This is a genomic window from Nostoc sp. UHCC 0302, assembly GCF_038096175.1.
Taxonomy (GTDB): Bacteria; Cyanobacteriota; Cyanobacteriia; order Cyanobacteriales; family Nostocaceae; genus UHCC-0302.
This window is the reverse complement of the sequence record NZ_CP151099.1, coordinates 7,628,431-7,653,261: the sequence shown is the minus strand read 5'-3', so window position 1 is coordinate 7,653,261 and position 24,831 is coordinate 7,628,431. Positions and strand designations below refer to the sequence as shown.

At 40.3% G+C, this 24,831-nt stretch carries 19 protein-coding genes and 4 pseudogenes; 14 read left to right on the top strand and 9 right to left on the bottom strand.

Annotated features, from left to right (window positions below):
* The first annotated feature begins 92 nt into the window (after positions 1-92).
* From WKK05_RS33155 to WKK05_RS33135, 5 genes are all read left to right on the top strand, one after another.
* Positions 93-1,259, top strand: a complete 1,167-nt coding sequence (locus tag WKK05_RS33155; RefSeq protein ID WP_341527218.1) for a glycosyltransferase family 4 protein — start codon at positions 93-95, stop codon at positions 1,257-1,259.
* 87 nt (positions 1,260-1,346) lie between these two features.
* Complete coding sequence (locus WKK05_RS33150) at positions 1,347-2,612, top strand: glycosyltransferase (RefSeq protein ID WP_341531255.1); 1,266 nt, start codon at positions 1,347-1,349, stop codon at positions 2,610-2,612.
* Complete coding sequence (locus WKK05_RS33145) at positions 2,609-3,856, top strand: O-antigen ligase family protein (RefSeq protein WP_341527217.1); 1,248 nt, start codon at positions 2,609-2,611, stop codon at positions 3,854-3,856. The genes WKK05_RS33150 and WKK05_RS33145 overlap by 4 nt, the downstream gene beginning before the upstream one ends.
* 81 nt (positions 3,857-3,937) lie before the next feature.
* A complete protein-coding gene (locus WKK05_RS33140) occupies positions 3,938-5,131 on the top strand; it encodes a glycosyltransferase family 4 protein (protein WP_341527216.1) in 1,194 nt (397 codons plus the stop codon).
* 181 nt (positions 5,132-5,312) lie between these two features.
* Positions 5,313-6,506, top strand: coding sequence for a glycosyltransferase family 4 protein (locus tag WKK05_RS33135; RefSeq protein WP_341527215.1), 1,194 nt, complete (start codon positions 5,313-5,315; stop codon positions 6,504-6,506).
* 170 nt (positions 6,507-6,676) lie between these two features.
* On the opposite strand, the gene WKK05_RS33130 is transcribed toward WKK05_RS33135, so the two are convergent.
* Complete coding sequence (locus tag WKK05_RS33130; protein WP_341527214.1) at positions 6,677-8,239, bottom strand: serine hydrolase; 1,563 nt, start codon at positions 8,237-8,239, stop codon at positions 6,677-6,679.
* A gap of 172 nt (positions 8,240-8,411) precedes the next feature.
* Positions 8,412-9,152: an RNA methyltransferase gene (locus WKK05_RS33125; RefSeq protein WP_341527213.1), complete on the bottom strand. Its 741-nt coding sequence runs from the start codon at positions 9,150-9,152 to the stop codon at positions 8,412-8,414.
* Between the two features lie 3 nt (positions 9,153-9,155).
* Between WKK05_RS33125 and WKK05_RS33120 the strand changes: the two genes are divergently transcribed.
* Entirely contained in the window at positions 9,156-9,347 is a 192-nt protein-coding gene (locus tag WKK05_RS33120; protein ID WP_341527212.1) for a hypothetical protein, read from the top strand.
* Positions 9,348-9,361: 14 nt separating this feature from the next.
* On the opposite strand, the gene WKK05_RS33115 is transcribed toward WKK05_RS33120, so the two are convergent.
* Positions 9,362-10,588 (bottom strand): hypothetical protein, encoded by a 1,227-nt coding sequence (locus WKK05_RS33115; protein ID WP_341527211.1) that lies wholly within the window; start codon positions 10,586-10,588, stop codon positions 9,362-9,364.
* Between the two features lie 263 nt (positions 10,589-10,851).
* Between WKK05_RS33115 and WKK05_RS33110 the strand changes: the two genes are divergently transcribed.
* The gene (locus WKK05_RS33110; protein ID WP_341527210.1) at positions 10,852-13,377 is read left to right on the top strand and encodes a penicillin acylase family protein; all 2,526 of its coding nucleotides are present in this window, start codon (positions 10,852-10,854) and stop codon (positions 13,375-13,377) included.
* A 344-nt stretch (positions 13,378-13,721) separates the two neighbouring features.
* On the opposite strand, the gene WKK05_RS33105 is transcribed toward WKK05_RS33110, so the two are convergent.
* From WKK05_RS33105 to WKK05_RS33090, 4 genes are all read right to left on the bottom strand, one after another.
* The gene (locus tag WKK05_RS33105) at positions 13,722-16,049 is read right to left on the bottom strand and encodes a DUF4157 domain-containing protein (RefSeq protein WP_341527209.1); all 2,328 of its coding nucleotides are present in this window, start codon (positions 16,047-16,049) and stop codon (positions 13,722-13,724) included.
* Between the two features lie 409 nt (positions 16,050-16,458).
* Positions 16,459-16,773, bottom strand: coding sequence for a hypothetical protein (locus tag WKK05_RS33100; protein ID WP_341527208.1), 315 nt, complete (start codon positions 16,771-16,773; stop codon positions 16,459-16,461).
* Between the two features lie 132 nt (positions 16,774-16,905).
* Complete coding sequence (locus WKK05_RS33095; RefSeq protein ID WP_341527207.1) at positions 16,906-17,475, bottom strand: IS630 family transposase; 570 nt, start codon at positions 17,473-17,475, stop codon at positions 16,906-16,908.
* A 2-nt stretch (positions 17,476-17,477) separates the two neighbouring features.
* Positions 17,478-17,978, bottom strand: a complete 501-nt coding sequence (locus WKK05_RS33090; protein WP_341527206.1) for a helix-turn-helix domain-containing protein — start codon at positions 17,976-17,978, stop codon at positions 17,478-17,480.
* Between the two features lie 162 nt (positions 17,979-18,140).
* Between WKK05_RS33090 and WKK05_RS33085 the strand changes: the two are divergent.
* The 3 genes and pseudogenes from WKK05_RS33085 to WKK05_RS33075 all read left to right on the top strand — a co-directional run.
* A pseudogene (locus WKK05_RS33085) lies at positions 18,141-18,329 on the top strand (type II toxin-antitoxin system RelE/ParE family toxin); the annotation flags it as partial.
* 196 nt (positions 18,330-18,525) lie between these two features.
* Positions 18,526-18,714: pseudogene (locus WKK05_RS33080) on the top strand (type II toxin-antitoxin system RelE/ParE family toxin); the annotation flags it as partial.
* On the top strand, positions 18,686-19,003 hold the full coding sequence (locus tag WKK05_RS33075; RefSeq protein WP_341527204.1) for a DNA-binding transcriptional regulator: 318 nt from the start codon (positions 18,686-18,688) through the stop codon (positions 19,001-19,003). The pseudogene WKK05_RS33080 and the gene WKK05_RS33075, both read left to right, overlap by 29 nt.
* Before the next feature lie 359 nt (positions 19,004-19,362).
* Here the strand turns inward: WKK05_RS33075 and WKK05_RS33070 are convergent.
* Positions 19,363-20,417, bottom strand: a protein-coding gene (locus WKK05_RS33070) for an IS630 family transposase (RefSeq protein WP_341525019.1) whose coding sequence is annotated in 2 segments (ribosomal slippage) — positions 19,363-20,022 and positions 20,025-20,417 — 1,053 coding nt in all. Because the reading frame shifts where the segments join, the coding sequence is not laid out codon by codon here.
* A gap of 507 nt (positions 20,418-20,924) precedes the next feature.
* Here WKK05_RS33070 and WKK05_RS33065 point away from each other — a divergent pair.
* Positions 20,925-21,959 (top strand): annotated as a pseudogene (locus WKK05_RS33065) (IS630 family transposase); the annotation flags it as partial.
* Here the strand turns inward: WKK05_RS33065 and WKK05_RS33060 are convergent.
* A pseudogene (locus tag WKK05_RS33060) lies at positions 21,949-22,217 on the bottom strand (phosphotyrosine protein phosphatase). The pseudogenes WKK05_RS33065 and WKK05_RS33060 overlap by 11 nt on opposite strands.
* A 429-nt stretch (positions 22,218-22,646) precedes the next feature.
* Between WKK05_RS33060 and WKK05_RS33055 the strand changes: the two are divergent.
* The 3 genes from WKK05_RS33055 to WKK05_RS33045 are packed head-to-tail and all read left to right on the top strand — an operon-like array spanning position 22,647 to position 24,652.
* Positions 22,647-23,615 carry a sodium-dependent bicarbonate transport family permease gene (locus WKK05_RS33055; RefSeq protein WP_341527203.1) on the top strand — a complete coding sequence of 323 codons (969 nt, stop codon included), beginning with the start codon at positions 22,647-22,649 and terminating at the stop codon, positions 23,613-23,615.
* 4 nt (positions 23,616-23,619) lie between these two features.
* Entirely contained in the window at positions 23,620-23,931 is a 312-nt protein-coding gene (locus WKK05_RS33050; protein WP_341527202.1) for a P-II family nitrogen regulator, read from the top strand.
* A gap of 28 nt (positions 23,932-23,959) precedes the next feature.
* Complete coding sequence (locus WKK05_RS33045; protein ID WP_341531254.1) at positions 23,960-24,652, top strand: carbonic anhydrase; 693 nt, start codon at positions 23,960-23,962, stop codon at positions 24,650-24,652.
* Positions 24,653-24,831 lie beyond the last annotated feature (179 nt).

Below are 24,831 nucleotides of genomic sequence, written 5' to 3'. Positions count from 1 at the left end.
GCAATCCTCAATGTAGATTATCTATATCTTGTAAATTTAGTTAAAATTATTTAGTTTAATGTTTGTTTCTATACGATATGGATTAAGTCAATATGGATGTCCCTAATAATGAATTGAAGATTATCCAGGTAGCGTGGGTTAGTCCTAGTATGAAACTAGGTTTTTATATCCAGCCAGTACTTCGTAATCTTAATAAGATTATTCCAGGCTTAGAAATTTTTACTTCAGAATGGCCAGGATTTGTTCCAGGCTGTGAAAATGCTTTTAAAGTTAACATAGTAGGTAAATATAGACAAATATCCGTAGGGAAAACGAACGCAGGTTACAAACGTATAGTTCAACTACTACCATTAGAAATCATTCCTAACCTTTTAAAATTAAAACCACAGGTGATCTTTGTAACTGGTCTTTCGCTATGGACTCTCTTAGTACTGATGTTAAAGCCATTGACAAAATGGCGAGTAATCATCATATACAGTGGCAGCTCACCTAATATTGACATGAGTGATTCGCCAGTTAGAAACTTTAGTAGACGTATAATGGCTGAGTCTGCCGATGCATTTATTACCAACTCTCAAGGGGGAAAAGCGTATCTTACAAATGTTTTAAAGGTTGAAGATCCTAGAGTTTTTGCTAGACCTTATCAAATCCCAGATAAGCAAGCGCTTTTACAATCTAGAAAAGATAATAAACTCAACTTATCTAATACTCAACATCCTGTCTTTCTGTTTATTGGCCAGACAATCCATCGTAAAGGTCTAACCTTTCTCTTAGAAGCTTGCTTATTACTTGAAAAGCAAGGTTGTCACAATTATACGCTAATTGTGATTGGCGACGGTTCCCAACGCCAAGAGCTAGAAAACTGGACTAGAGAACATGGTTTACAAAATAGAATCAAGTTTGAAGGATGGGTAGATTATGGTAGCTTAGGAGGCTACTTTGAAAGTACAGACGTATTTATATTTCCTACTTTAGAAGATATTTGGGGTATGGTGGTGCTAGAAGCCATGTTGTTTGCTAAACCGATAATGTGTTCTAAATATGCAGGAGTATCAGAAATAATTTCTTCTGGAGAAAATGGTTATATTTTTGATCCATTTGACCCTACAGAAATAGCTAAATTTATGCAACTTTTTATAGATAATCCTAATGTGATTAACTCTATGGGTTCTAAGTCACAAGATTTAATAGCAGATCATACTCCAGAGGCGGCAGCAAAGTTTCTAGCAGAAGTTCAATCGTTCGCTTTAAAGCATTGACTGAATGCATTCTATGTAAGTAGGTTTGGTGAATAGGGCAACCTTTATTGGCTATCGATTTTTGTGGAAATCTCAAGCATGAAACCCCTGAAAGTTTTGATATCTGCCTATGCTTGTGAACCGAACCTCGGTTCTGAGCCAGGAGTGGGCTGGAATGTTATTCGGGAAGTAAGTAAGTATCACCACGTATGGGTACTAACATCTAATTGTCACCGCGAAGGTATTGAAACCGAGCTAGCACGGAATCCATTGCCTAATATACAGTTTGTATATCTAGACCCCTTAGGCTGGGTTTTAGACTGGAGTAAGGAGGGAAAGCAAACTCAATGGGCTGTTCATTTCCATTACTACCTTTGGCAAATTTGGGGGTATTTTGTCAGTCGCTCTCTGCACGAGCAGATTTGCTTTGACACTTTACATCATGTGACCTACGTGAGATATTCAAGCCCTAGCTTCCTATCACTGCTACCAGTGCCTTTTATTTGGGGTCCTGTCGGTGGAGGCGAATCTGCACCAAAAGAGTTCTGGAAAGATTTTAGCCAGCGTGCGAAAGCTTATGAAACTGCACGCCATCTGCTTCGTTCCATAGGTGAATTAGATCCTTTTGTACATATTACTGCTAAAAAAAGTGTTGTAGTTAGAGCAACAACTGATGATACAGCCAAACGACTGTATAAGCTGGGTGCAAATTATGTGCAGATTACGTCTGAATCAGGATTATCAGAAGCTGAAATAAATCGTCTTGCTCAATGCAAAGTCCCTGATAGTAGCTCACTCAGATTTATCAGTATGGGTAGACTTTTGCACTGGAAAGGTTTTCACTTAGGTTTACGTGCCTTTGCTCAAGCAGACTTACCTGATGCAGAGTATTGGATATTGGGGGATGGCCCTGAAAAGGAAAAACTTCATAGCCTTATTCAAGATTTGGGAATTACTCAACGGGTTACCTTCTGGGGTAGACTACCCCGTGAAGATACTTTGAGCAAACTAGCAGAGTCCCATGTGTTAGTTCATCCTAGTTTGCATGATTCTGGGGGATGGGTGTGTATGGAAGCAATGGCAGCCGCGCGACCAGTAATTTGCTTAGATTTAGGAGGCCCATCTTTTCAGATTACACAGGAAACAGGTATTAAAATCCCAGCACATACGCCTGAACAAGCAGTGCAAGAACTTGCTAAAGCTATGAGGCTTTTGGGCAGAGATCCAGAGTTAAGATTGCGTATGGGTCAAGCTGGACAGAAGAGAGTCAAAGAAGGTTTTAGTTGGGAAAGTAAAGGGCAAGAGTTGGCTAAACTATATGAAGAAATTTCAATCCAGGATAAATCTTGCTTGAAATTAGTTAAAAAATTATGAAGCTTTACCACAATTTCTTATCTACAACGTTGTTGGTTTGTGGACTCACTGATTTATTACGTGGGTTAAAGCTCGGTGGAATTAGTGGTTTAGGTCTAATAACTCTGATTTATGCTGTAACCAGTTGGTTTTTGGTATTCAGTCGTTCTAAGATACCTAAAGCCGTATTACTAACATCTTGGTTAGTTTTATTTGTCATATTTGCATTGCTTGATGGGCTGTGGCACTACTCCACATTATCTATTGTCTCTCTTATCCAAAACCTGTCATTATACGTAGCATTTGTTGGATTTGTAGTACTCAGTACAATTCAAAGTAACCGAAATTTAGAGATACCTGAGTACATAAGTAAAAATTTCCCAAAAGCAATCAAGATATCAGTATCGCTCTATGCATTGAGTCTTTTGATAACTGGCCCTGGCGCAAGCTTGATTATGGGTGCGCGATCGTTTGCCTTGTTTGGTACTATCGGGATGGCTTGGTGGCTTGCAACTTGGCGTTACCGTATGCCTGGTTCTTTATGGTGGGCAGGTTTTACACTTGTGACTATTGCTTTGAGTTTCTCCCGCACAGCACTGCTTATAGCAATAATCTTATTTCCTCTATCTCAAATATCTTTGACGAGTTTCAAGGGTTTTATGCGTATGACTTTAACTATATTGCTGATAGTTACTGTTTCATTTTTAGCATTCACTTTTGTGGAACCTATACGCGCTCGTTTCACTGCCGTCGGAGATAATGCTACTGTTGGAGGAGTAAAAATTAACACATCTGGGCGAAGTGCTGCATGGCCCGTTGCATATGCTTCAGCAATGGAATCGCCTTGGATTGGCAAAGGTCCTGGTTCTGTAGGAATAATTTTGGCGAAACGTGTTGGCCCTGCTTTCGCTCACCCACATAATGATTACTTGCGAATTTTGCATGATTTTGGTTTCATAGGTTTAACATTTTGGCTATTAGGATATTGGCAATTAATAATCAGAACTTGGCAAAACTGGCAATGGGCAGATAAAAATGATCAAGAAAATGCCTATATTCACCTTGCTGCTTTCCTTAGCCTAGTTGCTGTAGCTTTAGCGATGATCAGCGATAATGTTGTAGTTTATATTTTCGCAATGGCTCCTTTAGGGATCTTAGTAGGAGCTTCCCTTGGGATTACAAGCCGTCGTAAAAAGATAATCAAATATTCTCCGCAATTAGCTTTACAATCAAGCACTTTAGAACAATTGTCTATTGAACCATAAAGTTACTACAAGTCTGGATCTAATTACTTTGTATTTTCTACTTTTTAGTTATTTTCCTAAACTATTGAGAGAGTCAAATTCATGAGAGTTCTGTTGCTACATAATCGGTACCAACTAGCAGGCGGTGAGGATGGAGTAGTACAGGCTGAAAAGTCGTTGCTGGAAGTAAATGGTCATCAAGTATCTTTACTCGAAGTCAGCAATCATAACATTAAAAATCCCTGGGATAAAGCGGTAACTGCTGTAAGTGCAATTTACTCATATTCAGCTAAACAAAAAGTTAAGAGTGAAATTGCTCGATTTAGCCCTGATGTTGTCCATGTACATAACTTTTTTCCCCTACTTTCTCCTTCTGTATATGATGCTTGTCGTGAGCATAAAGTACCTGTCGTCCAAACTCTTCACAACTATAGGCTTGCTTGTCCAAAAGCAATACCTTTTAGAGATGGCAAGGTTTGTGAGGATTGCATTGGTGAACTAATGCCGTGGCAAAGTGTTGTACACGGTTGTTACCGAAACTCACGCGTACAAAGCTCGGTTGTAGCAGCCATGAATACTTGGCATAGAGTGCAAGGTACTTGGCAAGAACGTGTAGATGCTTATATTGTCTTTACGCAATTTCAAAAAGCAAAAATGGTTCAGGCTGGACTGCCAATAGAGAAGTTTCATATTAAACCTAATTTTGTATTTACATCTAACTCTTTAGAGGAAACTAATAAAGCTAATAACTACTTTCTTTTTGTAGGCAGGCTATCTGAAGAAAAAGGTGTTTCAAATTTAATTGATTCTTATTTACAGAATAATATAAGCACCCCGTTAAAAATAGTTGGTGAAGGACCTTTACGAGCAACATTAGAGCAAAAGACACAAAATAGTAATGTCGGCAATATCATTGAATTTTTAGGTTTTCAGGATAAGCATAAAGTATTGACATTAATGCATAATGCACAAAGTTTAATATTTCCTTCTATCTGGTATGAAGGTTTTCCTTTAACTATTGCTGAAGCTTTTTCCTGTGGTTTACCCGTAATAGCTCCCAAATTAGGCAGTATGGCAGAAATCGTAGAGGATGGAGTGAACGGTTTACATTTTGAACCTGGGAATTCAATAGATATGGCTGCCAAAATAAAATTTGCAATATCTCACCCTGAGACTATTATTACTATGGGTAAAAATGCTCGTCTGACTTATGAGAAGAAATATGCTTCTGATGCTAATTATCAGCAGTTAATCGCCATTTACCAGGAAGTTATCAACCAAAAATCAGTAGTTTAATATTTTTTGTGTGTAAAACTAAAAATAATGTTACGAACATTATTAAATGCATAATTTAGTTTCAAAACATTTGAAAGTTTAAGGTTAAAAGCGGTAATTTTCTAAGTGTAAAAAATAAAATATCAATATTTTTCAGAATCTAATAAGTTATTAAATCTAAATAAATTGGAGTACTGAGCATATGAAGTATGGAAAAAGAAAAATAGTTATTTTTGACTTTAATGTTACAAAAAACAGCCCTGGCGGTAGTTGTGTTCTTCAGATGATTACCGGACTTTATAAGGACTATGACATAACAGTTATATCAGAAGCTTTTGAAAACCCTGCACCCGATAAAATTGGGTGGATTCGCGTTCCTCTACCTGGCAATCCTGTCTTTATTCGCTATATAGCCTTCTATTTGCTAGCACCAATCTATTACAAACGTTATTATTTAGCTACTCAAGAAAAACCTTGGCTAGTTATATCTACGCAAGGAGAGTTTATTAACTGCGATATTTCTTACGCTCATTTTGGACATCGGGCTTACCTTAACAATCAATGGCGTTCCAGCGCTGTCAAGGGACTCCGGCGCGTTGTTCGTTGGATTAACCATCAATTTAATGCTTGGACGGAAAGCCAAGCATTTACTAATGCTAATACCATTGTTGTTCCATCAAAAGGTCTTGCCAGTGAACTTTCCCAGACTTACCCTGAAATTAAAGATAAGATTGTTACACTACCTAACCCAGTTGATGTTAATAAATTTGCCCTTCCCGAAGGATTTGATAATCGAGTAATTCGTGAAAAATTAGGGTTGAGTATTGATGATTTAGTTATGGTATTTGTAGCATTAGGAGATTTTGAGCGTAAAGGACTGAATCTTTTGTTGGAAGCGTTAACCAAGCTCAAAAATCCTGATGCTAAACTTTTGGTCATTGGTGGAACTCAAAGTGTCATTGAAGAATATAAGCAATTACAAAATAAACTGGGGTTATCCAATAGAGTAGTGTTTGCAGGGTTTCAGAGGGATGTGCGCCCTTATTTATGGTCTTCCGATGTATTTGTTTTGGCTTCTAGTTACGAAGTCTTTCCTCTGGTTGCTCTGCAAGCACCCGCGGCGGGACTACCAGTTGTAGCTACAAAGGTCTATGGTGTAGAAGAGTTTCTCCAAGATGGAGTAAACGGCTGGCTTGTCGAACGCGAGGTTACTGCTCTTACCGAAGTACTTGATCGGGCATTAAGTGATAAAAATAAACTAGCGGAAATGGGAGTAGTTGCTCATAATTTAGTTAGTAGTTATGATGCAACCTCTTTTGTGAACCGTTGGCGGCTTTTGCTAGAGTCTTTAACTTCTACAAAGATAGAAGCTTCGAATAAATTGCTATTGCCATAGTAAAAAAGATATTAATCCTGGTTTAGCTCAGCTTGGAATTATAATTTATGCGTCACTGCCTCACGCCCAGAGGAAGGTTAGAAATTAAGGCTTTTGTAGAAAGTCTATTGCAAAATCTAAGTGGCTTAAATCTAAGTGGTTTAATTGTATGTCCTAATAATAGAAATATTTTACCTTGGAGGGTAATATTGGGGATTCATAACTGGTGACTGATAACCATTTGCAGGTATATTTCCTGGATTGTTGGGTACAGGAGGATTCATAACTTGAGGTTGATAACCATTCATAGGCATATTATTGGGCGTACTATTGGGTAAAGTAGGATTCACAACTTGAGATGGATAATTATTTGCAGGTATACTGCTTGTGGTATTGCTGGGTGTGACAGGATTTTGGCTAAACTCTTGGTAAGCTGCACGAGAAATTGAGCTAATCAGTTTATCGGCACGAGGATCGTTGTTAGGGCGTTGTACCATGACTGCGGCTATATAGCGCTTGCCATTTGGCATATCAACTAAACCAGCATCTGCTAACATTGTGCCAATATCACCCGTTTTGTGGTAGATCCTTGCCCCATCTCCCAAACCTGATGGTAGTAGAGTATCTTTCTCGGTGCGACGCATAATATCTAATATGCGATCGCGTGATTGAATACTCATAAAATTCCCTTGATTTACCATCGCCATCAAATTTCCCAATTCTCTGGGGCTGGTGGTGTTTGTACCTTGCAAATCTGGGAGTTGATTGCGAATTGCCGTGGTTGTCAGCCCCCAAATACGAAAACGCTGATTAAGAGACTCTATTCCTCCGAGCCGGGCAATCAGCATATTGGTTGCTGTATTGTCGCTGATTGTAATCATTTTAGTTGCAACTTCTAGAGCGGTGTACTGGGTTCCGGCTGGTTTGTATTGCAGATTTCCCGAACCGCCAGCTACCATGTCTTGTTGCATAGTCAGCATTTCATCTAGGCGAATTTTTCCCGCATCTACATCTTGGAAAAAGGCAACGAGAATCGGCACCTTGATTGTGCTAGCCGCCGGAAAACTAGTGGAAGCATTCACATCCACGTAAGCCCCAGTATCTAAATCTACTAAAAAAACACCTGGTGTGAGATTTGGGTTAGTCCCCGCCAAATTCTGCACGGCATTTCTCAAGGAGATAATTTCCTGCGATAGGTATAAACCGGCAGCACCAACAGCTGGAGTTTGGGTTGGTTGTGGCTGTACATTAGTATTAGCTTGTCCCGAAGAAGTGCTAGCGATGCGATTAGCAGGATCTAAGACTGACAATGCTGTACCAACGATTGCCCCAATCCCAACTCCCACAATCAACAACCGCAGAATATACAACATGGTTCTGGCCATTGGCTTTAACCGCGTCTTACGTGATACTCGCTTGCTTTTTTTTGGCAGCAATTGCTTCTCTACACGCACTGTTTTTAACTTCACTGCATTTGGTTGGTAGGGAGGAATCTTTCCCTGTCCATTGGGGATTGGTTTGACTGCTGCTGGCATGACTAACCCCTTTGCTTTGCGTGTAGCAACAGGGATTGGGGAAGGCATAATACTATTTTTTTGGCGTGTTTGCGCTACTTCTCTGCTAGTAGCACCCTGCTGCTGGTTGTTAACTTTGACTTTCTTCTGTCCCATTTTTTGAACTTTTTGGGGATGTTGACGGCGATTTAAGGGTTGACGTCGCGAGAAAGTTGTTAGATTGTCACTCGACTCTGACACCGCTACTCCTTGTGGGCCACTCGACTTGTTCGTTGCAGACTCCTGACCTAAAACTTATCTTTAAGCACTTTAATACTCAAATCATACTTTGCTAGTTAGTTAGCATTTTTGTGTTTAGTCTAAGCCATATTCATTGTTTTAGAGGGTGATTGCGTAAATATTAAATGAATAATTACAAGTTTTCACCATCCCTTTGACTTTTAAGCGCCCATTCTACCTGTCGCAAAATTCCTCGCAGCATAGCTACTTCTCTAGTTTGCAGGTGAGCGCGATTATACATTTGCCGGAATTTTTCCATACGACTAGCTGCCGTATGCGGGTAAATATAACCTATTTTTAATAATAGTGATTCTAATTGCTGGTAGTATCCTTCGACAACATCTAAAGATGCAAGTTCAGGTAGAGTTAGGGATTGACTTACAGATAGCTCTGCACATTGTGCTAGTTCATAACAGCAAATTGCTACAGCAGTAGCCAAATTCAGGGATAGATAATTTTCATTTGTAGGAATGAAAACAAATCGCTGAGCATAGTTTAATTCTTCATTGCTTAATCCCCGATCTTCTCTCCCGAAAATTAGGGCTGTGGGTTTTTCTGGCTCTTCTAGTAACCAAGGTAGAGCAGTGCGGGGGTTTTCTAAAGGTACTTCCCAACTCAGAACCCGTCCAGCAGTTGCGATCGCCTTTACACATCCTTGCAATGCTTCTGGCAATGTTGCCACTAATACCGCAGATTCTAAAATCTCCTTAGCATGAACTGCCATTCTTAAGGCTTCTTCCGACAGGGGGTCGCATTGAGGATTTACTAGTACTAAATGATGCAGCCCGAAATTTTTCATGACCCTGGCGATCGCCCCAACATTTATTGGCCCAGCTGGCTCTACCAACACAATTCTTAACCCAGCCAAGCCCATGTTTTGCCTCCCGCGATTCCTTTAGAAAATACTTTTAGGCTGAACTTCGGCATGATGCTTGCTGCCGAAGGTCATCTCATCCCTTATTGTAAACGTGGCAAGACAGCTATACGAAAAGTGGCGATTATGAAGTGCGATCGCCACAAATGTGAATTTCATTGCTATGCAGGCAAGCTATGGAACAAGCGTCGGTAACGCCGAGACATCATCTAATTATTTTGTAACCTTTGATAACGACGTAATCGGCGTTGACGGTAGCTCAGAGAGGCTAGACCAAATCCAGCTAGTACTGTACTGCCTATTGTCCAAGGTTCTGGAACAGGTTCAGTATACCTTGGAGTTAGCAATAAAGCGCGTCCTTTAAAGTCTTGTTCTTTATAGCCATAGACAACAATTTGACCCTCATTATTAATAGCATTTGCAGAAAGCAGTTTCCAACCTTGGCTAGGATCAATCAAGGTATTGAGGTTTCTCATCCCAGTGTTGCTACTCCACACAAACGGAATAACGCTAGTAGAACCATTCGCATTTCCTACTACTTGACCTACATCATTGAGGTCAACGGCGTAATTTTCATACTTACCTTCAAGAGTACCAAGGGGAGTTAAGTGATTATTAGTCCACAAAGCCGCAACTGTGCGTTTGAGTTGCTGACTATCCACACTTCCTGCTATCTGACCTGCATTATTAATAGCTGTAGCATTTACGGACTTACCTGGGAGGGTTACACTGAGGTCGGTTATGCTATTGTTATTCCACAAAACTGGGCGACTTACTCCGCTAGCAGAATATAATATTTTGCCATCCCCGTCAGTAAAAACCTCAACATAAGATGAGTCACCTAATATCTGGCCTGTATCATTAAGATCAAAAGCATGACTGCTATTATCACCAGGGAGGGTGCCAAGGTCTGTTATGGTGTTATTGCTCCACAAAAGGGCGCGACTGCCACCCATACCATAGGAGTAACCAGCTATCTGACCTGCGTCATTTATGTCTATGGCTCTAGTGTAATCCCAGCCAGGGAGGGTGCCGAGGTCTGTTATGGTATTATTGCTCCACAAGACTGGGCGCTCCTGGCTGATAGCACCTGCTGAATCTAGTATGGTTGAGAAACCTACTACTTGACTAGCATTATTGATACCAAAAGCGATACTGTTATACCAGCTTGGCAGGGTGGCAAGGTTGGTTACGCCATTGCTGTTACTCCACAAAAAACCACGACCAGGCTCACCACTAGCATCCCAATATCCTCCTACCTGACCTGAATCATTGATGTCAGTCGGGGTACTAGAATACTTATTTATGAAGCTATCAATATCTGTAACGTCATAAAGAACTACTGCGGTTGCTTTCATATTCACGTTTAGCGTCATCAAAGCAGCCACACCACATACAACGGGTAACTTTGTTAATTTGGTTTTTAAAGTATTCATCTGAATAAGACAGCTTAGAACAAATGGATTATAAAATTTCGGATCATTTTTACTTAGTAATATCTGCATACTTCATGAAAAATATATAAAAAATACATTTTTTCATTAAATTGTTAATAGCTTTTATGTGTAGTTACAAATAACTTCAGGGAGCCTATATGAGCTATGTTGGTTTATCTAAGTTACCGAAAAAGAGCAAAACTGCAACATTTTAAGCTGTATAATATCGCCTGATTTCACTAACGATATTACAGCACCCACACATGAAAAAATCCAGGAAAGGTTGGTTACTTAAAAGACTCAAAATCACCATGATTTTCCTGTTAGTGCTGGGGCCATTGTTAGCTGGATTTGCGACTTATACTGTCCGCCAATCATTTCCTCAAGAAAGTGGCACAATTCAACTACCTGGAATTAAAACAGAAGTAACTGTACAACGGGATAAATGGGGAATTCCTCATATCTATGCTGCCAATTCCCACGATTTATTCATGGCGCAAGGTTATATCCACGCCCAAGACCGCTTTTGGCAAATGGATTTTTGGCGACACATTGGTTCTGGGCGATTAGCAGAAATGTTTGGTTCATCCCAAGTAGAAACTGACAGATATCTGCGGACAATGGGTTGGGCAAGGGTGGCGCAGCAAGAAATGCAACAAATTAATCCCGAAATGAAGGCATACCTGGAAGCATACGCCCAAGGTGTAAACGCCTATCTTGCAAAACATCAAGGCAGCGCCCTAAGCCTAGAATATGCTGTGCTAAAGTTCCTCAATCCTGAGTACAAACCAGAACCTTGGCAACCGCTACACTCGTTGACTTGGGGTAAGGTGATGGCTTACGACCTTGGCAGAAATTTCCAAACCGAAATTGAACGCGCCATTTTGCAAAAATCTCTTACTCCAACGCAAGTAGAAGAACTTTTTCCACCATACCCTGAAGGTTTACCGGTGATTTTGCCTGAGTTGCAGCCAAGAGGGAGGGAGGGAGAGAAAAATACTAAACTAATTCTCGACTCTCCAGATATCTTTCCTGCTTTAGAGTCAATTACTCAGCCGATCGCGGCTTTAGAACAACTTATAGGAACTACAGGAGTAGGCATCGGCTCTAATAATTGGGTGATATCTGGTCAGCGCACAACTACTGGTAAGCCTATTTTGGCGAATGACCCCCATTTAGCTGTACAAATGCCTTCGATATGGTACGAGGTTGGTTTGCATTGCACACCGAAAAGTGCAGAATGCCCCTACAACGTGACTGGTTTTTCCTTTGTGGGAATGCTAGGGATAATTATCGGTCATAGCGATCGCATTGCTTGGGGTGTTACCAATGTTGAATCAGATGTCATGGATTTATACATTGAGAAAATCAACCCAAGTAATCCCAACCAGTATGAGGTGAATGGTAAATGGGTGGATATGCAACTGGTCACAGAAACAATTAAAGTCGCAGGAAGTCAACCGATTGACCAAACTGTCCGCTATACCAGGCATGGGCCGATTCTCTCGGATGTTGCGCCTAATCTAAAGGAGGTCAAACCAAGCCAGCAAATAGAAGTACCGCAAAACTATGCCGTAGCCCTGCGCTGGACAGCCCTAGAACCTTCAAGGCTTGGGTATGCGATTCCGCAAATCAATCGCGCCCAAAACTGGCAGGAGTTCCGCGCTGCTGCAAGCAACTACGATGTACCTGCTCAAAACTTGGTCTATGCGGACATTGAAGGCAATATTGGTTACCAAATGCCTGGAAAATTCCCCATTAGAGCAAACGGAGACGGACGCTACCCGGTTCCAGGTTGGACTGATGAATATGAGTGGCAAGGATATATTGACTTTGAAAAGTTACCTAAAAGCTTCAATCCAGATCAAGGTTTTATTGCTACAGCTAATAACTTAGTTGCAAGTGGATATCCTTACTTAATAACTAAAGATTGGGTTTATGGCTATCGGGCAAAGCGGATTGTAGAGATGATTTCCCAGTCAACTCAACCGATTTCTCTAAAGGATGTGCAGCAGATACAGGGAGATAACCTTAATTTAAATGCACAAATATTAGTACCTTTACTGCAATCTATCTCTGTGAATACTCCCCGCTTGCAAGTAGCCCGAAAACTCCTGAGAGATTGGGATTTACAGCTAGAAATGACATCGCCTGCTGCGGCTCTTTTTGAAGTATTCTGGAAACACTTGTTAGCAGATACCTTCCATGATCAGTTGCCTAAAAAGTACTTTCCTGATGGGGGCGATCGCTGGTATGCTGTGGTCAAAAATCTCGTCAAACAGCCCAATAGCTTTTGGTGGGATAACCGCAACACCGCAAATGTCGAAAATCGCGATCAAATCTTGCGCCAAGCTTTCACAGAAGCTGTAGAAGAATTAGAACGTATTCAAAGCCAAGACCCAAAAAACTGGAACTGGGGCAAACTGCATACCATCACATTTCGCAATGCTACCTTGGGTAAATCTGGAGTTGCACCGATTGAAGCTTTATTTAATCGTGGTTCCTTTGCCACTGCTGGTAATGGAGAAACAGTGAATGCTAACCGCTGGAAGCCAAACAAATCTTCTTATGAGGTGACTGATATTCCTTCTTTACGGATGATTGTAGATTTGGCAAACCTGAATAACTCCATCGCTATTCATACCCCCGGACAATCTGGTCATGCGTTCCATACTCATTACACTGATATGGTTGAACCCTGGCGTAAAATTGAATACCATCCCATGCTAGGGAAACAGAAAGCTGTTGCAAATAACACTGCTGCAACATTGCGGTTAATTCCAAGATAAGTAAATTAATCAGCTAACACGTTTACAAGTTGCACTTTTTCGCTAAGGCAGTCAAAACTATTGAATTTTTAATAGGGACAGTACCTTTTGTTTTAACAACTCAATTAAAGCTGGTTCCATATATAGGAATCATATTTGATTTCTGAAAAAGACTGCGAGATAATATGGATAGAGATATCTGTCTAAGAACGAACAATGATAAATTAGCATCTAGAAATGGCGATCGCACTGGAAAGTTCCCAATCCTTGGGCGATCACACTACGGGTAATCGCACTAAATCTACTATTTTCAAGCGAGTCGCTACGAAATTTTCTCGGAAACCGTGTACTGTGGTAAGCACATTTCAAGCTCCATTGCCCTTGGCCTTTGTTGCATGATAATGTTCTAGGGGATGAAGTACCTTCACAACAAGATTACCCCCACCGTTTATTGAATAGATCCACGCTCCTGGCATTAATATATCGAGACCTACATTGTTTGCAACCGATGCTACCTCTAGAATAATGTCCCCTACATTGGGGTTAGCCCAGTCGTTCTCTGTGATACAAACAATCACATCCATGAAGTCCTGACCTGCATTTTGTACTACTTGGAGTGTATTTTCGTCACCATTTTTTAGCTTCAACAGAGTGTTGAGTTTTACAGATTCTCCTGAGGTTCCGATGATTCGACCTATTGCGTCGAAAATGCAAAGCCCTGTTGGTTCCACCCAATCAACCTCTAGGTTGCGGTTCTCTAGATATTCAGTTTGTTCTGCACCTGGCTGATAATCATTGCGGACGCTGCCGCCAGATTTGCTTAACTTCATCGATGTAATCAACGAGGCATAATCAGAAACAACACTCAAAGAACTCTTTTCCTGAGGGATGTATTTCTTGTATTTGTCCGGTACATTTGGTTCTAGATACCCAAGGTGAAGATTGTAAAGGTCAGCTACAAGACCAGGTTTTGTCGCAGCTGCTTTGCGATCATCATTCCCTGCAAGAATGGATGCGATGTCCATCAAGTAGGTGTCAAGAAGGGTTGTAAGTTCAGTAGAATTGTTCTTTTCATTCTCGATAACACTGTTAAGCGCATCCAACATCTCTACGACTACCGTTCGATAAGTCGTGTAACGGTTGAAGAACGGTAGCGCACCAAAGATGTGATCAGCTTGCTTGGCAGCATTGGGCGTGACTGTATGTACTTCTAAGTTTTTCTTACTGAAATAACCACCTGTGTTCACCTGCACATTGGTTGGCAATGGTAGTGCCTCCATGCCCTGCTCGTCTGACGTATCACCCTCTTCTGCGACCGGGTGTATGCCAAACTCGTGGTTCAGCATACCCATGATTCGGGCAAGCGACATCTGCTCAAAGTACCAAATAGCAAGGTTTATCCTAACAGCTTTCGGATCAGCGGTGATATCAGCCGGAACCTCCTGTTTCTTGAGAGTGATATAGCAAGGCCTGTTCCCGATAAAGTTAACAATGGTTGCATGGTTTCTGAGCACCGCAATTATCTGATCTGCCTTTTCCTGATATTTCTCAGCTATATTAGTAAAGCCGATGTTAACTCGCTGAATTACATACCCATCAAATGTTGTGTGCTCCACTGGTTCATGGCAACCTAACCAGTGAATATTGATATCGGGCAGCATCTTTGGTTGAATATCCTTTGGGTGAGCCACAGAGTTGTAGTAGGCTTCTACACCATCAATTGACATACTGGAAAAAGTTTCAACCCCAACGTTCTGGTTATTCCTCCCACCACTTTTGTTTTTCTGTTGGCTCTGTTTAAGATTTATAGATTGCTTTGGCACTATCGGCAATTGCTGCACCGTCCCCTCATTCTGCTGCACCACATGCGTTAACTCATGCGCCAATAGCTCCTGCCCTCCTCGGCTCCCTGGCTCATACACCCCCTGCCGAAAGAATATATCTTGCCGCGTGGTAAACGCCTTAGCCTGTATCGATTGATTTAACTGGTCAGCCCGAGAATCTGTGTGGATCTTCACCCTACTGAAGTCAGCCCCAAACGCCTGCTCCATTGGTTCTCGGATACTGTCAGCTAGAGGTTGCCCACCGCCCCGTGCCTGTTGAATTGACGCTTCCACGTCAGGTGCGGCAGCCATACCAACCTTACCAGACCGAAGCTGTAACATTGGCTTCATTTGAAGTTCTTTCTCTTCTTCTTGTAGCTTCTCGCGGTGGATAGGCTGACTTTGACCTGCCTGCTGAAAAACAGGTGCATTAATCTGGTTGACGACTTGTGCTGCTACTCGATCTGCCTCTTGTTCGTACTTATCTCCCGGCTCTCCAATTGTAAGTTTTGTTTGCACCACTGGCTGTGATGCTGCATCAGGACGACTTATGGGGATATTGGCAAAGTTGTGACCAAAGCTCGATGCATGTTCGAGTCTCCTTTGCAACAAGCCACTCATTTTAGCCTGCAATACAGTGAGCCGTTCCTGTCCCTCTGGGGTGATAGTGCCATACTTCGCCTGGCTCTCCAGTTTCGTCGCCTCAAACTTCTGCTGTTGAAATTCTTGATCTTCTGTTTCGGTCTGCGTGAGATGCTTTGAGGATTGCAGTTGAGCTTGAGGAATTTTGGGGCGCGACTGCAACTGACTCAGCACTGGGTTTGAAGCGGACGAGTCAGCTTTTTTGTGGATGTGCGATCGCTTATTCATTGCTAACCTCAGAACTCAACTGTGGGTAATCAAAATATTATCTCACCGAGGCTTCCTCCTTCTGAACCCAAGGCTTACACCCAACAAACCACGACCGCGCAACAGTGAACAGCATTGGCTCCCGAAAACCTTGCTATTCAAGCCTTTTAACTGACTAATCAAAATTTTTCTTACTTTTTTTCTTACTTGCCAGAAATATCATTAATAAATAGCTTATAAATTCTAAATACCATTGGTTAAAATCTATATTTGAATTGATCCTCTTTAGCCCTTAAAAAACTCAAGTTTAGACAACACAAACTTGCTCAATCGGCTGATGTCTGCAATCATTTGTTATATAAAGAGGAGCTATGACAGCGATCGCTATCATGAATACTGGTATTGAAACTCGTCAAATGTCGCCAACGTTTCAAAGAGTTATACCTGTTCTATGAAGAAGGCGAGTTTTACACTGTCGCAGTTTGGCGGAATTCAAAACAGCTACGCCAGAGTCAGGAGTGAGTTTACCTGTATCTGGCTGTTGCTCTGTAGCTATTTGGCGAGATTCAAAAGCTGGTTTTATAGTTGGTTGATCTAGTTCTGTTGGGTCAAAGTTCGCAGTCGGGAGAGTTTTACCTTTCTCATACTTCACGCTGATTCGCCCCTGCTGGACATAACCCTCCAACGCCCTAACACTTATACCCAGGTAATCTGCTGCTGACTGCTTGTTTATAAATCTCGCCAAATATCGAACCTCGCCAAAATACTATTCAGTGATTGGCGAGTTTTACTCTGTCGTAGTTTGGCGGAATTCAAAACAGCTTCTCAACATACTCTTCCAGGTCAGCACGCTTAACTCGCCAGCCTTTATACCAATTCACGAAAAATTTGATTCAAATAAAGCATCAAGAATAAAATCCCAACCTGTAATAGAAGCAACGATTGATGTGTTTAATTTCTCCAAACGCTTCCAGATAAATTGCCTCAATTCATCTAAAGTTCCAAAGCTCTCCCAAGCTAAATGTCTTTTAACTTCCTCCCATAATCGCTCGATAGGATTAACTTGCGGTGTATGTGGAGGTTGAAACAATAAAATTATATTCTCTGGTATCTGTAGATGCTGACTAAAATGAAAAGCACCATTATCTAACTGAATGATATGTATATCTTGGGCATAAGTGGCAGAAAACTTTTCTAAAAAAATCTGAAAACAAGCTGCATTTAAATGAGAGAATTCCCAGATAAAATACTCTCCAGTTAATGGTTCTACTAATCCATATAAATAAAAATTATCTCGGTTCCATTGCATAATACCAACAGGCTTGACACCTTTTATTGTAATTAATCTGCCAGCTTCAGTTTTCAACCCAACACGGCTTTCATCTTCACACCAATATCTAATTCTTCTGTTTTTATCTATTGGTGCAATAACGTGTTTTTTAATCACTTCTAAGTATTGAGGCAGTTTTTTTTTAACTCTGATTCTGCTTCTTCTTTGTGTTTTATCCCTACTGCACGCGGCACTTTTAGCTTCGCTTTCATTCGATAACGCACCGTGTCATGTACTACTTTGTATGACGCTTCTACACCCTCCACCGCTTTTAACCATGTTCGGATTTCTTCATAACTTTTGAATCCTTGCGGTTCTTCTAATTCTTTTAAAAGCTGTTCTTGAGCATCCTTGTTAATGAGCGGCGGCCGCCCTGAACCCTTTTTTCTTGATACCAGACTGACAATTCCCGTTTCTGTATAAGCCTTTAACCACCTTTGTACTGTCGCACTCCCTCTTCCCAACACCACAGCCAAATCTTGTATTGTCTTTACCTGCCCTATTTTCAATAAATACAACGCGCTTATACGTTCTTTACCTAATGCTGTTTTTTGTTTTCTCAGCAGTTCACGTAATTCCTCTGCTGACTCTTTTATTTTTACTTTGGTGACTCCAGCCATGAACGTCTGCTTATATTTCTTACTTAAATATCTTTATCATTTTTTTAGTGAAATGGTATTACCAATGAGCTTGACTTTCAACTCAGCTGCTGTAATAGCATCCCGTAAGAATTCTCTAAAGTATAGGACTAGGTGCTATACTTTAACCGAAGAGACTATAAAATGAAAATTTACAAAAACCGTACTTTTGACCGTTGGGCGCGAAAGTACGGCTTAAACAATCTTAGTCTCTGTAATGCTGTAAACGAAATGGCAGCAGGGCTTTATGATGCTGACCTAGGAGGTGGACTGTTTAAAAAACGCATAGCAAAACCAGGGAAAGGTAAGAGTGGTGGATTTCGGACACTAATAGTTACTAACCCTGTTATGTCAAACTGGGAAAAGCCAATCCCTGAAAGCCTTTCAGAGCTTAATTTTTCAGCTTTTGGCTAGAAATTTTAATTTCTATTAGAAAAGAAAGGCTCAAAGTTTGATTAAATAAAGGCTCCAATGTTTAGCTACGATTATTGTTTTCCGAAAGTGACAGAACAGGGCTAATAATGAAGATCGTTGGTTTTTTATTTTTGGCTTTTCAAAAAACGAACGCAGCAACATTGACAAAGATGAAGAAGAAGCTCTGAAAATGTTATCCAAGCAATTACTTGCTTATACACCAGAAGAGCTTGAGCAGGCAAAAAATAGTAATGCGTTAATAGAGGTGATTTGTAATGCGTCAGAAAAAATCAGCAATTCTTGAAGCAGTTCATGAGACAGCAAAAGACCTACACAAAGCTGGGCTAATGAATCAAACTACATTGCGCGAATTTGAACACCTATGTCTACCTCCTATTGAGCCTCTAGAACCTAGTCAAATTAAAGAAATACGGGAATCATATAAAGTCAGTCAAGCTGTTTTTGCACGTATTTTGAATATAAGTCCTTCAACAGTTCAAAAATGGGAAATAGGACAAAAGCGGCCTAGTGGAGCATCTCTTAAGCTACTGCACTTGATAAAGAATCGTGGGTTAAGCAGTGTGCTGTATTAAAATTTTTGGCTCGTAAAACTTACTTACGGATTATTGCTCTAATCTAACTTGTAAACCATTGTTCACCTCTGGTCGCTCAAAAACCCCAAACTACTATAAGCCGACATAAAGCGCGATCAATTAGGTAGAGCAGAAAATAATTAATTACTGAGTCCGTTTTTCATTTGACTTAACAGCTTCGCTATATTCTTTATTAGATGGCACACACGTTTTATAAATATTATTTGCATTTAAATAATTTTTAAGCAATGCTTGAGAATCTTTCAAAAAATTATCATTTCCTATTAAATTATCTGTATATTGTGCTAAAAGAAATCTAAGTAGGTAGGCACCGAAATTTTCTACTATGTAACAAAATCTTAAGTTGATAATCTAGAGCTAAATTTTACACGATGTGTGTTGTGATTGTTTTTTTTTCCTCTAGCTTGAACACCATTGATGACGGCGTAAGCGAGATCTAGCTCATCATCAAATGCTTGCCCGGATAACTCATCTTTCTTGAGATGTTGCCATTCCAATTCAATTGGATTCATTTCTGAGCAATATTTCGGGAGAAAAAAGATGTACAAACCCTGACTTTCCCATTTTTTCCACAATTGTTGAACTTCTTGGCAGCGATGTATTGGCCCGTTATCTTGCACAATCACGCTGATACGTCCAGTTTCTTGGGCTTGTTTGGCTTCTTTCTCCATCATTTCTATATAAGATTTACGGTCAACACCACCGATAACTAAACCGTAAACAAAACTGATTAAAGGTTGGAGAAGCCCGATAATACTTAATCTGCGACCACGGCGTTTAGTCTGTTCTAACCGTTTTTGCTCACCTCTAAAGTAATATGTATAACTAGGTTCGCTCCACATACAGAACCCTGACTCGTCTAGGTATTTCAGGTCTATTTCACCAGTGGCAGCAGCTAATTCCAACATGTCTAGGTCTGCTTGCTTGTTTGCTCGTGCTACTGGGTCTTGTTTTCCTTTATGGCTTTTCCTTGTCCGTTTCCAATCGACCCCCTTTTTTTGAGTACCCGTCTTAATCTGTCGGCACTCATCTCAACGTTGCGTTCTGTTTTCAACTTCAAAGCTAACTGAGAACTATTGTATGTGCGTGGCTCGTTTCTGAGGCATTCTTCTAAAAATATCATGTCATCCTCAAGCCACTTTGGTTTCCCCCCTCGCCCAGGAGATTCCCAAAGCCCTTCTGTGCCCAGTTTTTGCCATTGATGCAAAACTTTTGTGACTGTTTTTTTGTGACAATCAAAGTGATCTGCTATCTTCTCTACATACCAACCATGTGCATTTAGCCTGATTATTTCCGCCCTGTCTTTGACTTTCTGTGGTACATCCTGTTTTCTCAGATTTAGTAAAGTTTGGTCTTGCTCAGGAGTCAGAAATACCCTTAAACGCGCACCCATACACCAACTACCTTGTAGATGCATTATCAGTCTTTACATATCTTAACATAGCTGACTTTTTTGGCACCTACCTACTTAGATTGACGATAAATATTTGCATACGCTTCTCAGCACTTAAATGTAATTCAATTTCTTTTTGATAATTAAAAAAGGTTTGGGTTGCTGCTAAAGATGCTGAAATAATAGATAAAATTTTTATTATAAATACTATATTTTTTAGTGTTAAAATTTCAAACAAAGGAGAAAAAACTATAACGTTTATTGTGATAATATATATACCTAAAATTCTATGTATTTTTTGTTTTTTTTTGAAAAGCCAAAAAATGCGCTGTCTTAACAGTTCTAGAATCTTTATTTAATTTCTCTATTTCTTGAATAATATTATTCATATAGAAATCATATTTGATTTATGAAAAAGTGTGCGAAATAATACAGAGGAATATATCTGTCTAATAACGAACAATGATAGACCAGCATCTACAACCTGCGATGCCTGCGGCGGGCGTAGCCATCGCAGAACTACAAGAATTTATAGATAATCGCCCAGATGCCCGTGAGGTAAGAAAAGCTTTGGCAGTGAAACTGGTTTATCAAGGCTACAAGTATGAGGAAATTCAAACAATTTTAGATGTATCTGTTGGTTCAATTAACTTACTGGAAGCAAGCTTATAAGGAATATGGAATTTGCGGATTGCGCTTAAATTATAAAGGCAGAAAGAGTTACCTAAGCGATGAACAGCAACAAGAAATATTAAGTTAGTTGCAAACTAAGGATATTTGGGAGCTTGGTGAACTGGAGTACAAATTGGCTTTTGAATATGATGTCATCTACGAATCGAAACTGAGTTATTATGATTTATTTGACGCGGCGGGAATTAGTTGGAAAAAAACTACTGGCTTGAACCCAAAGGCGGACATTGAGGCTGTAGCTGCAAAAAAAAAATAGATTGAAACATTGTTGGCAAGTAACAGAGAGGAGATAGAAGCAAGAAGACTGAAAGTATTACTAATAGATGAGTGCCATCTGTTATGGGGAGACGTAACTGGTTATGTCTGGGGAAAAACTAACCAAGAAATAGCAATTGGCATCGTTAACGAACGAGAGAAACAGACATACTACGGGGCGGTTGATTATCTGGATGGCAAGTTACTTCTTAAAGCTTATAATGCTGGTAACTCAAACAATACGATTGATTATTTACGTTATTTATTAGACCAGTCTCCCAACCAACGAGTACTTCTTTTTTGGGATGGTGCTTCTTACCATCGTTCACATCTGGTTCAAAAATTTTTAGGAGAGATAAACCTTGGTTTGTCTCAAGAGCAGTGGAAAATTCATTGCATTCGCTTCGCTCCTAATTGCCCATCACAAAACCCAATTGAGGATATTTGGTTACAAGCTAAAACCTGGGTGTGGCGTTTCTGTGCTTTGATTCCTTCGTTCTCTCATCTCAAATGGATGTTTGAGTGGTTCTCCGACACACTAACTTTGATTTTGCGACTCTTCAAATGTACGGAGCTTTTTCAAAAATCAAATACTAGTCCTATATTCATATTCATCTGGGATATCCAAACAGATTATTTTCTTACCTTTAAGAAAAGGCTGGAAATTTTTTGATAACTTGTTTCTATGTGATTTTTCCATCACAAAGATAATATCAACCCATTCAATGGCTTCCGTGGAAACAAGTACTTCGGCATCGCGGTTTATACCTCAAGTCCTTCATACTCAAAAAACACAGCTTCAGCCGTGAGACTACGCAATCTGTTCTGACTACAGAGAAATAAAAGCTTCTTCATCAATTAATATTATGGTTGGCTTTTAAAATTAATAGTTTCAGCCATTTCAATGTAAATAAAAATCTTTAAGAATTTTGCCCATTTATAATTTTTCATTTTCGTGACTTTATAGTCAAAAAATTGTCTTTTGAAGCATAAAGTCACAATATATTAAGAAAAATATATTATTCCAAAAGCTTTTATGCATAGCTTTACCTATCATCCAGCGTCTTTGAAAGAAGCGCTTAGGGTTAGATATTGCCAGCACAAACAATCCCAATTAATACCAAGTAGTACTGATAAGCTAGCAGTTTAAGAGTTTTGAATATAGTTCGTTGTTCAATTGACATTGGGTAACAATCCACGATACATCATGTATCGAGCCATTAAATTTTTTAAGATGAGAAATTTCTCTAATTGCCAACTTCAGCAGTATGAGGAGGGTTGGAAATGGATGTCAGCTTGATAGTATCCAACATCCTGAATCCGCCAATTCTATTTTTCTTTCTGGGTATGACTGCCGTTTTTGTCAAGTCTGATCTAGAAATTCCTCCACCAGTGCCTAAACTCCTTTCGCTTTATCTGCTGTTGTCGATTGGTTTTAAAGGAGGAGTAGAACTGATTAAAAGCGGAATCACTCAGGAAGTAGTTCTGACGCTTATGGCAGCCATGTTGATGGCTTGTTTTGTCCCCGTTTACACGTTTTTTATCCTGAAGCTGAAGCTAGATATTTACGATGCTGCGGCGATCGCCGCAACTTATGGTTCTATCAGTGCTGTCACCTTCATCACCGCTAGCGCCTTTCTCAGCGAGCTTGGCATTACTTTTGATGGCTACATGGTGGCAGCTCTTGCCCTTATGGAATCTCCTGCCATCATTGTTGGTCTCATCTTAGTAAATTTATTCTCCGTTGATCAAAAGCGAGACTTTTCTTGGCCAGAAGTTTTGCGAGAGGCATTTCTCAATAGTTCAGTCTTTCTTCTGGTTGGTAGCCTGATAATTGGTTTCTTGACAGGAGAACGCGGTGGGAAAACTTTAGAACCCTTCACTCAAGGGATGTTTTATGGCGTTCTCAGTTTCTTTCTAATGGATATGGGACTGGTAGCTGCTAGAAGAATTAAAGACTTGCAAAAAACCGGAGTTTTTCTCATCTTATTTGCCATACTAATTCCAATAGTTAATGCAGTCATTGGCTTGGTGATTGCCAAATTCATCGGTATGCCGCCAGGTGATTCGCTTTTGTTCGCTGTACTGTGTGCTAGCGCTTCTTACATCGCTGTCCCCGCTGCTATGCGAATGACTGTTCCGGAAGCAAATCCTAGTCTGTACGTTTCTACAGCCCTGGCAGTGACATTCCCATTCAATATTATTGTGGGAATTCCGTTATATTTCTACGGAATAAACCTGTTTTGGAGATAATAATATGCACTTAGTTAAAAAGATAGAAATTATCGCCAACTCGTTTGAACTTAGCAAAATATTAGATAGTTTAGACAAGTCTGGTGTACATGGTCATGCTGTAATCCGAAATGTAGCTGGTAAAGGATTACGAGGAACAGCGGAAGATTTAGACATGACAATGCTTGATAATGTCTACATCATCGCGTTTTGTATGCCAGAACAACTCAAGCCTGTTGTAGAAAATATCAGACCGCTGCTTAACAAGTTTGGAGGTACTTGTTACATCTCGGATGTAATGGAAATTCGCTCAATGAAATGTGTTGCGTCCTTATAAAAGAATCATAATTTTTATGAAGCATTTCATGGAACGTCGTGACTTTTTAAAGTTAGGGGTCACGGGAGCATTTGGAATGATGTTAACTGCCAGCGATTTTTTCTGGCGAGTTAAACAGGTTAAAGCCGCCCAATTGCCTCCTCAAACTCTTAGTCCCGACACTGCATTGCAAAAGTTGATAGACGGAAATCAGCGGTTTATTCAGCATCAACCCCAATACCCAGATCAATCTGCGGGTCGGTTGCAGGAAGTTGCTCAAGCTCAACATCCATTTGCAACTATTCTCAGTTGTGCAGATTCAAGAGTACCCGCAGAAATTATTTTTGATCAGGGTATCGGAGACATTTTTGATGTTCGTCTCGCCGGAAATATTGCCACACCTGAATCGCTAGGCAGTATCGAATATGCAGTTGCTCTATTAGGTACGCCGCTGCTGATGGTGCTGGGTCATGAGCGATGCGGAGCCGTCACCGCCGCTGTGAAAAATGAAGCCCTACTCGGTGATATTGGTAGCTTTGTCGAGGCAATTAAGCCTGTTGTCAAAAGTGCCAAACTTCAGCCAGGGGACGCAGTTGAAAATGCTGTGGTTGCTAATGTGCAATATCAAATTACACGATTGAAGCGATCGCGCCTCTTAAGTGAGCGGTTAAAGTCCGGTAAATTAAAAATTGTCGGAGGTCGTTACGACTTGGATACCGGGAGTGTGACTATTATCTCTTAAGTCAGCAAAAGTGACAGCACATTTTTTAACAAAAATACGATAACTGACTGCTTCCAAATTAAAACGTTGGTAGTTGAAACCTCTAAAATATCATCGAACCAAAGTTAGCCGTCCGGTAAAGTGTTAAAGCACTAAAGTCAATACAAGGACATTGTTTTCTTGCCACCCACTTTTACCAA

Bases quoted from the DNA above. Each gene is read 5' to 3' on its own strand.
- WKK05_RS33075 (WP_341527204.1), top strand. From the start codon at position 18,686: ATGCGTCAGAAAAAATCAGCAATTCTTGAAGCAGTTCATGAGACAGCA.
- WKK05_RS33155 (WP_341527218.1), top strand. From the start codon at position 93: ATGGATGTCCCTAATAATGAATTGAAGATTATCCAGGTAGCGTGGGTT.
- WKK05_RS33135 (WP_341527215.1), top strand. From the start codon at position 5,313: ATGAAGTATGGAAAAAGAAAAATAGTTATTTTTGACTTTAATGTTACA.
- WKK05_RS33115 (WP_341527211.1), bottom strand. From the start codon at position 10,588: ATGAATACTTTAAAAACCAAATTAACAAAGTTACCCGTTGTATGTGGT.
- WKK05_RS33050 (WP_341527202.1), top strand. From the start codon at position 23,620: ATGCACTTAGTTAAAAAGATAGAAATTATCGCCAACTCGTTTGAACTT.
- WKK05_RS33140 (WP_341527216.1), top strand. From the start codon at position 3,938: ATGAGAGTTCTGTTGCTACATAATCGGTACCAACTAGCAGGCGGTGAG.
- WKK05_RS33090 (WP_341527206.1), bottom strand. From the start codon at position 17,978: ATGGCTGGAGTCACCAAAGTAAAAATAAAAGAGTCAGCAGAGGAATTA.
- WKK05_RS33125 (WP_341527213.1), bottom strand. From the start codon at position 9,152: ATGGGCTTGGCTGGGTTAAGAATTGTGTTGGTAGAGCCAGCTGGGCCA.
- WKK05_RS33145 (WP_341527217.1), top strand. From the start codon at position 2,609: ATGAAGCTTTACCACAATTTCTTATCTACAACGTTGTTGGTTTGTGGA.
- WKK05_RS33110 (WP_341527210.1), top strand. From the start codon at position 10,852: ATGAAAAAATCCAGGAAAGGTTGGTTACTTAAAAGACTCAAAATCACC.
- WKK05_RS33105 (WP_341527209.1), bottom strand. From the start codon at position 16,049: ATGAATAAGCGATCGCACATCCACAAAAAAGCTGACTCGTCCGCTTCA.
- WKK05_RS33045 (WP_341531254.1), top strand. From the start codon at position 23,960: ATGGAACGTCGTGACTTTTTAAAGTTAGGGGTCACGGGAGCATTTGGA.
- WKK05_RS33055 (WP_341527203.1), top strand. From the start codon at position 22,647: ATGGATGTCAGCTTGATAGTATCCAACATCCTGAATCCGCCAATTCTA.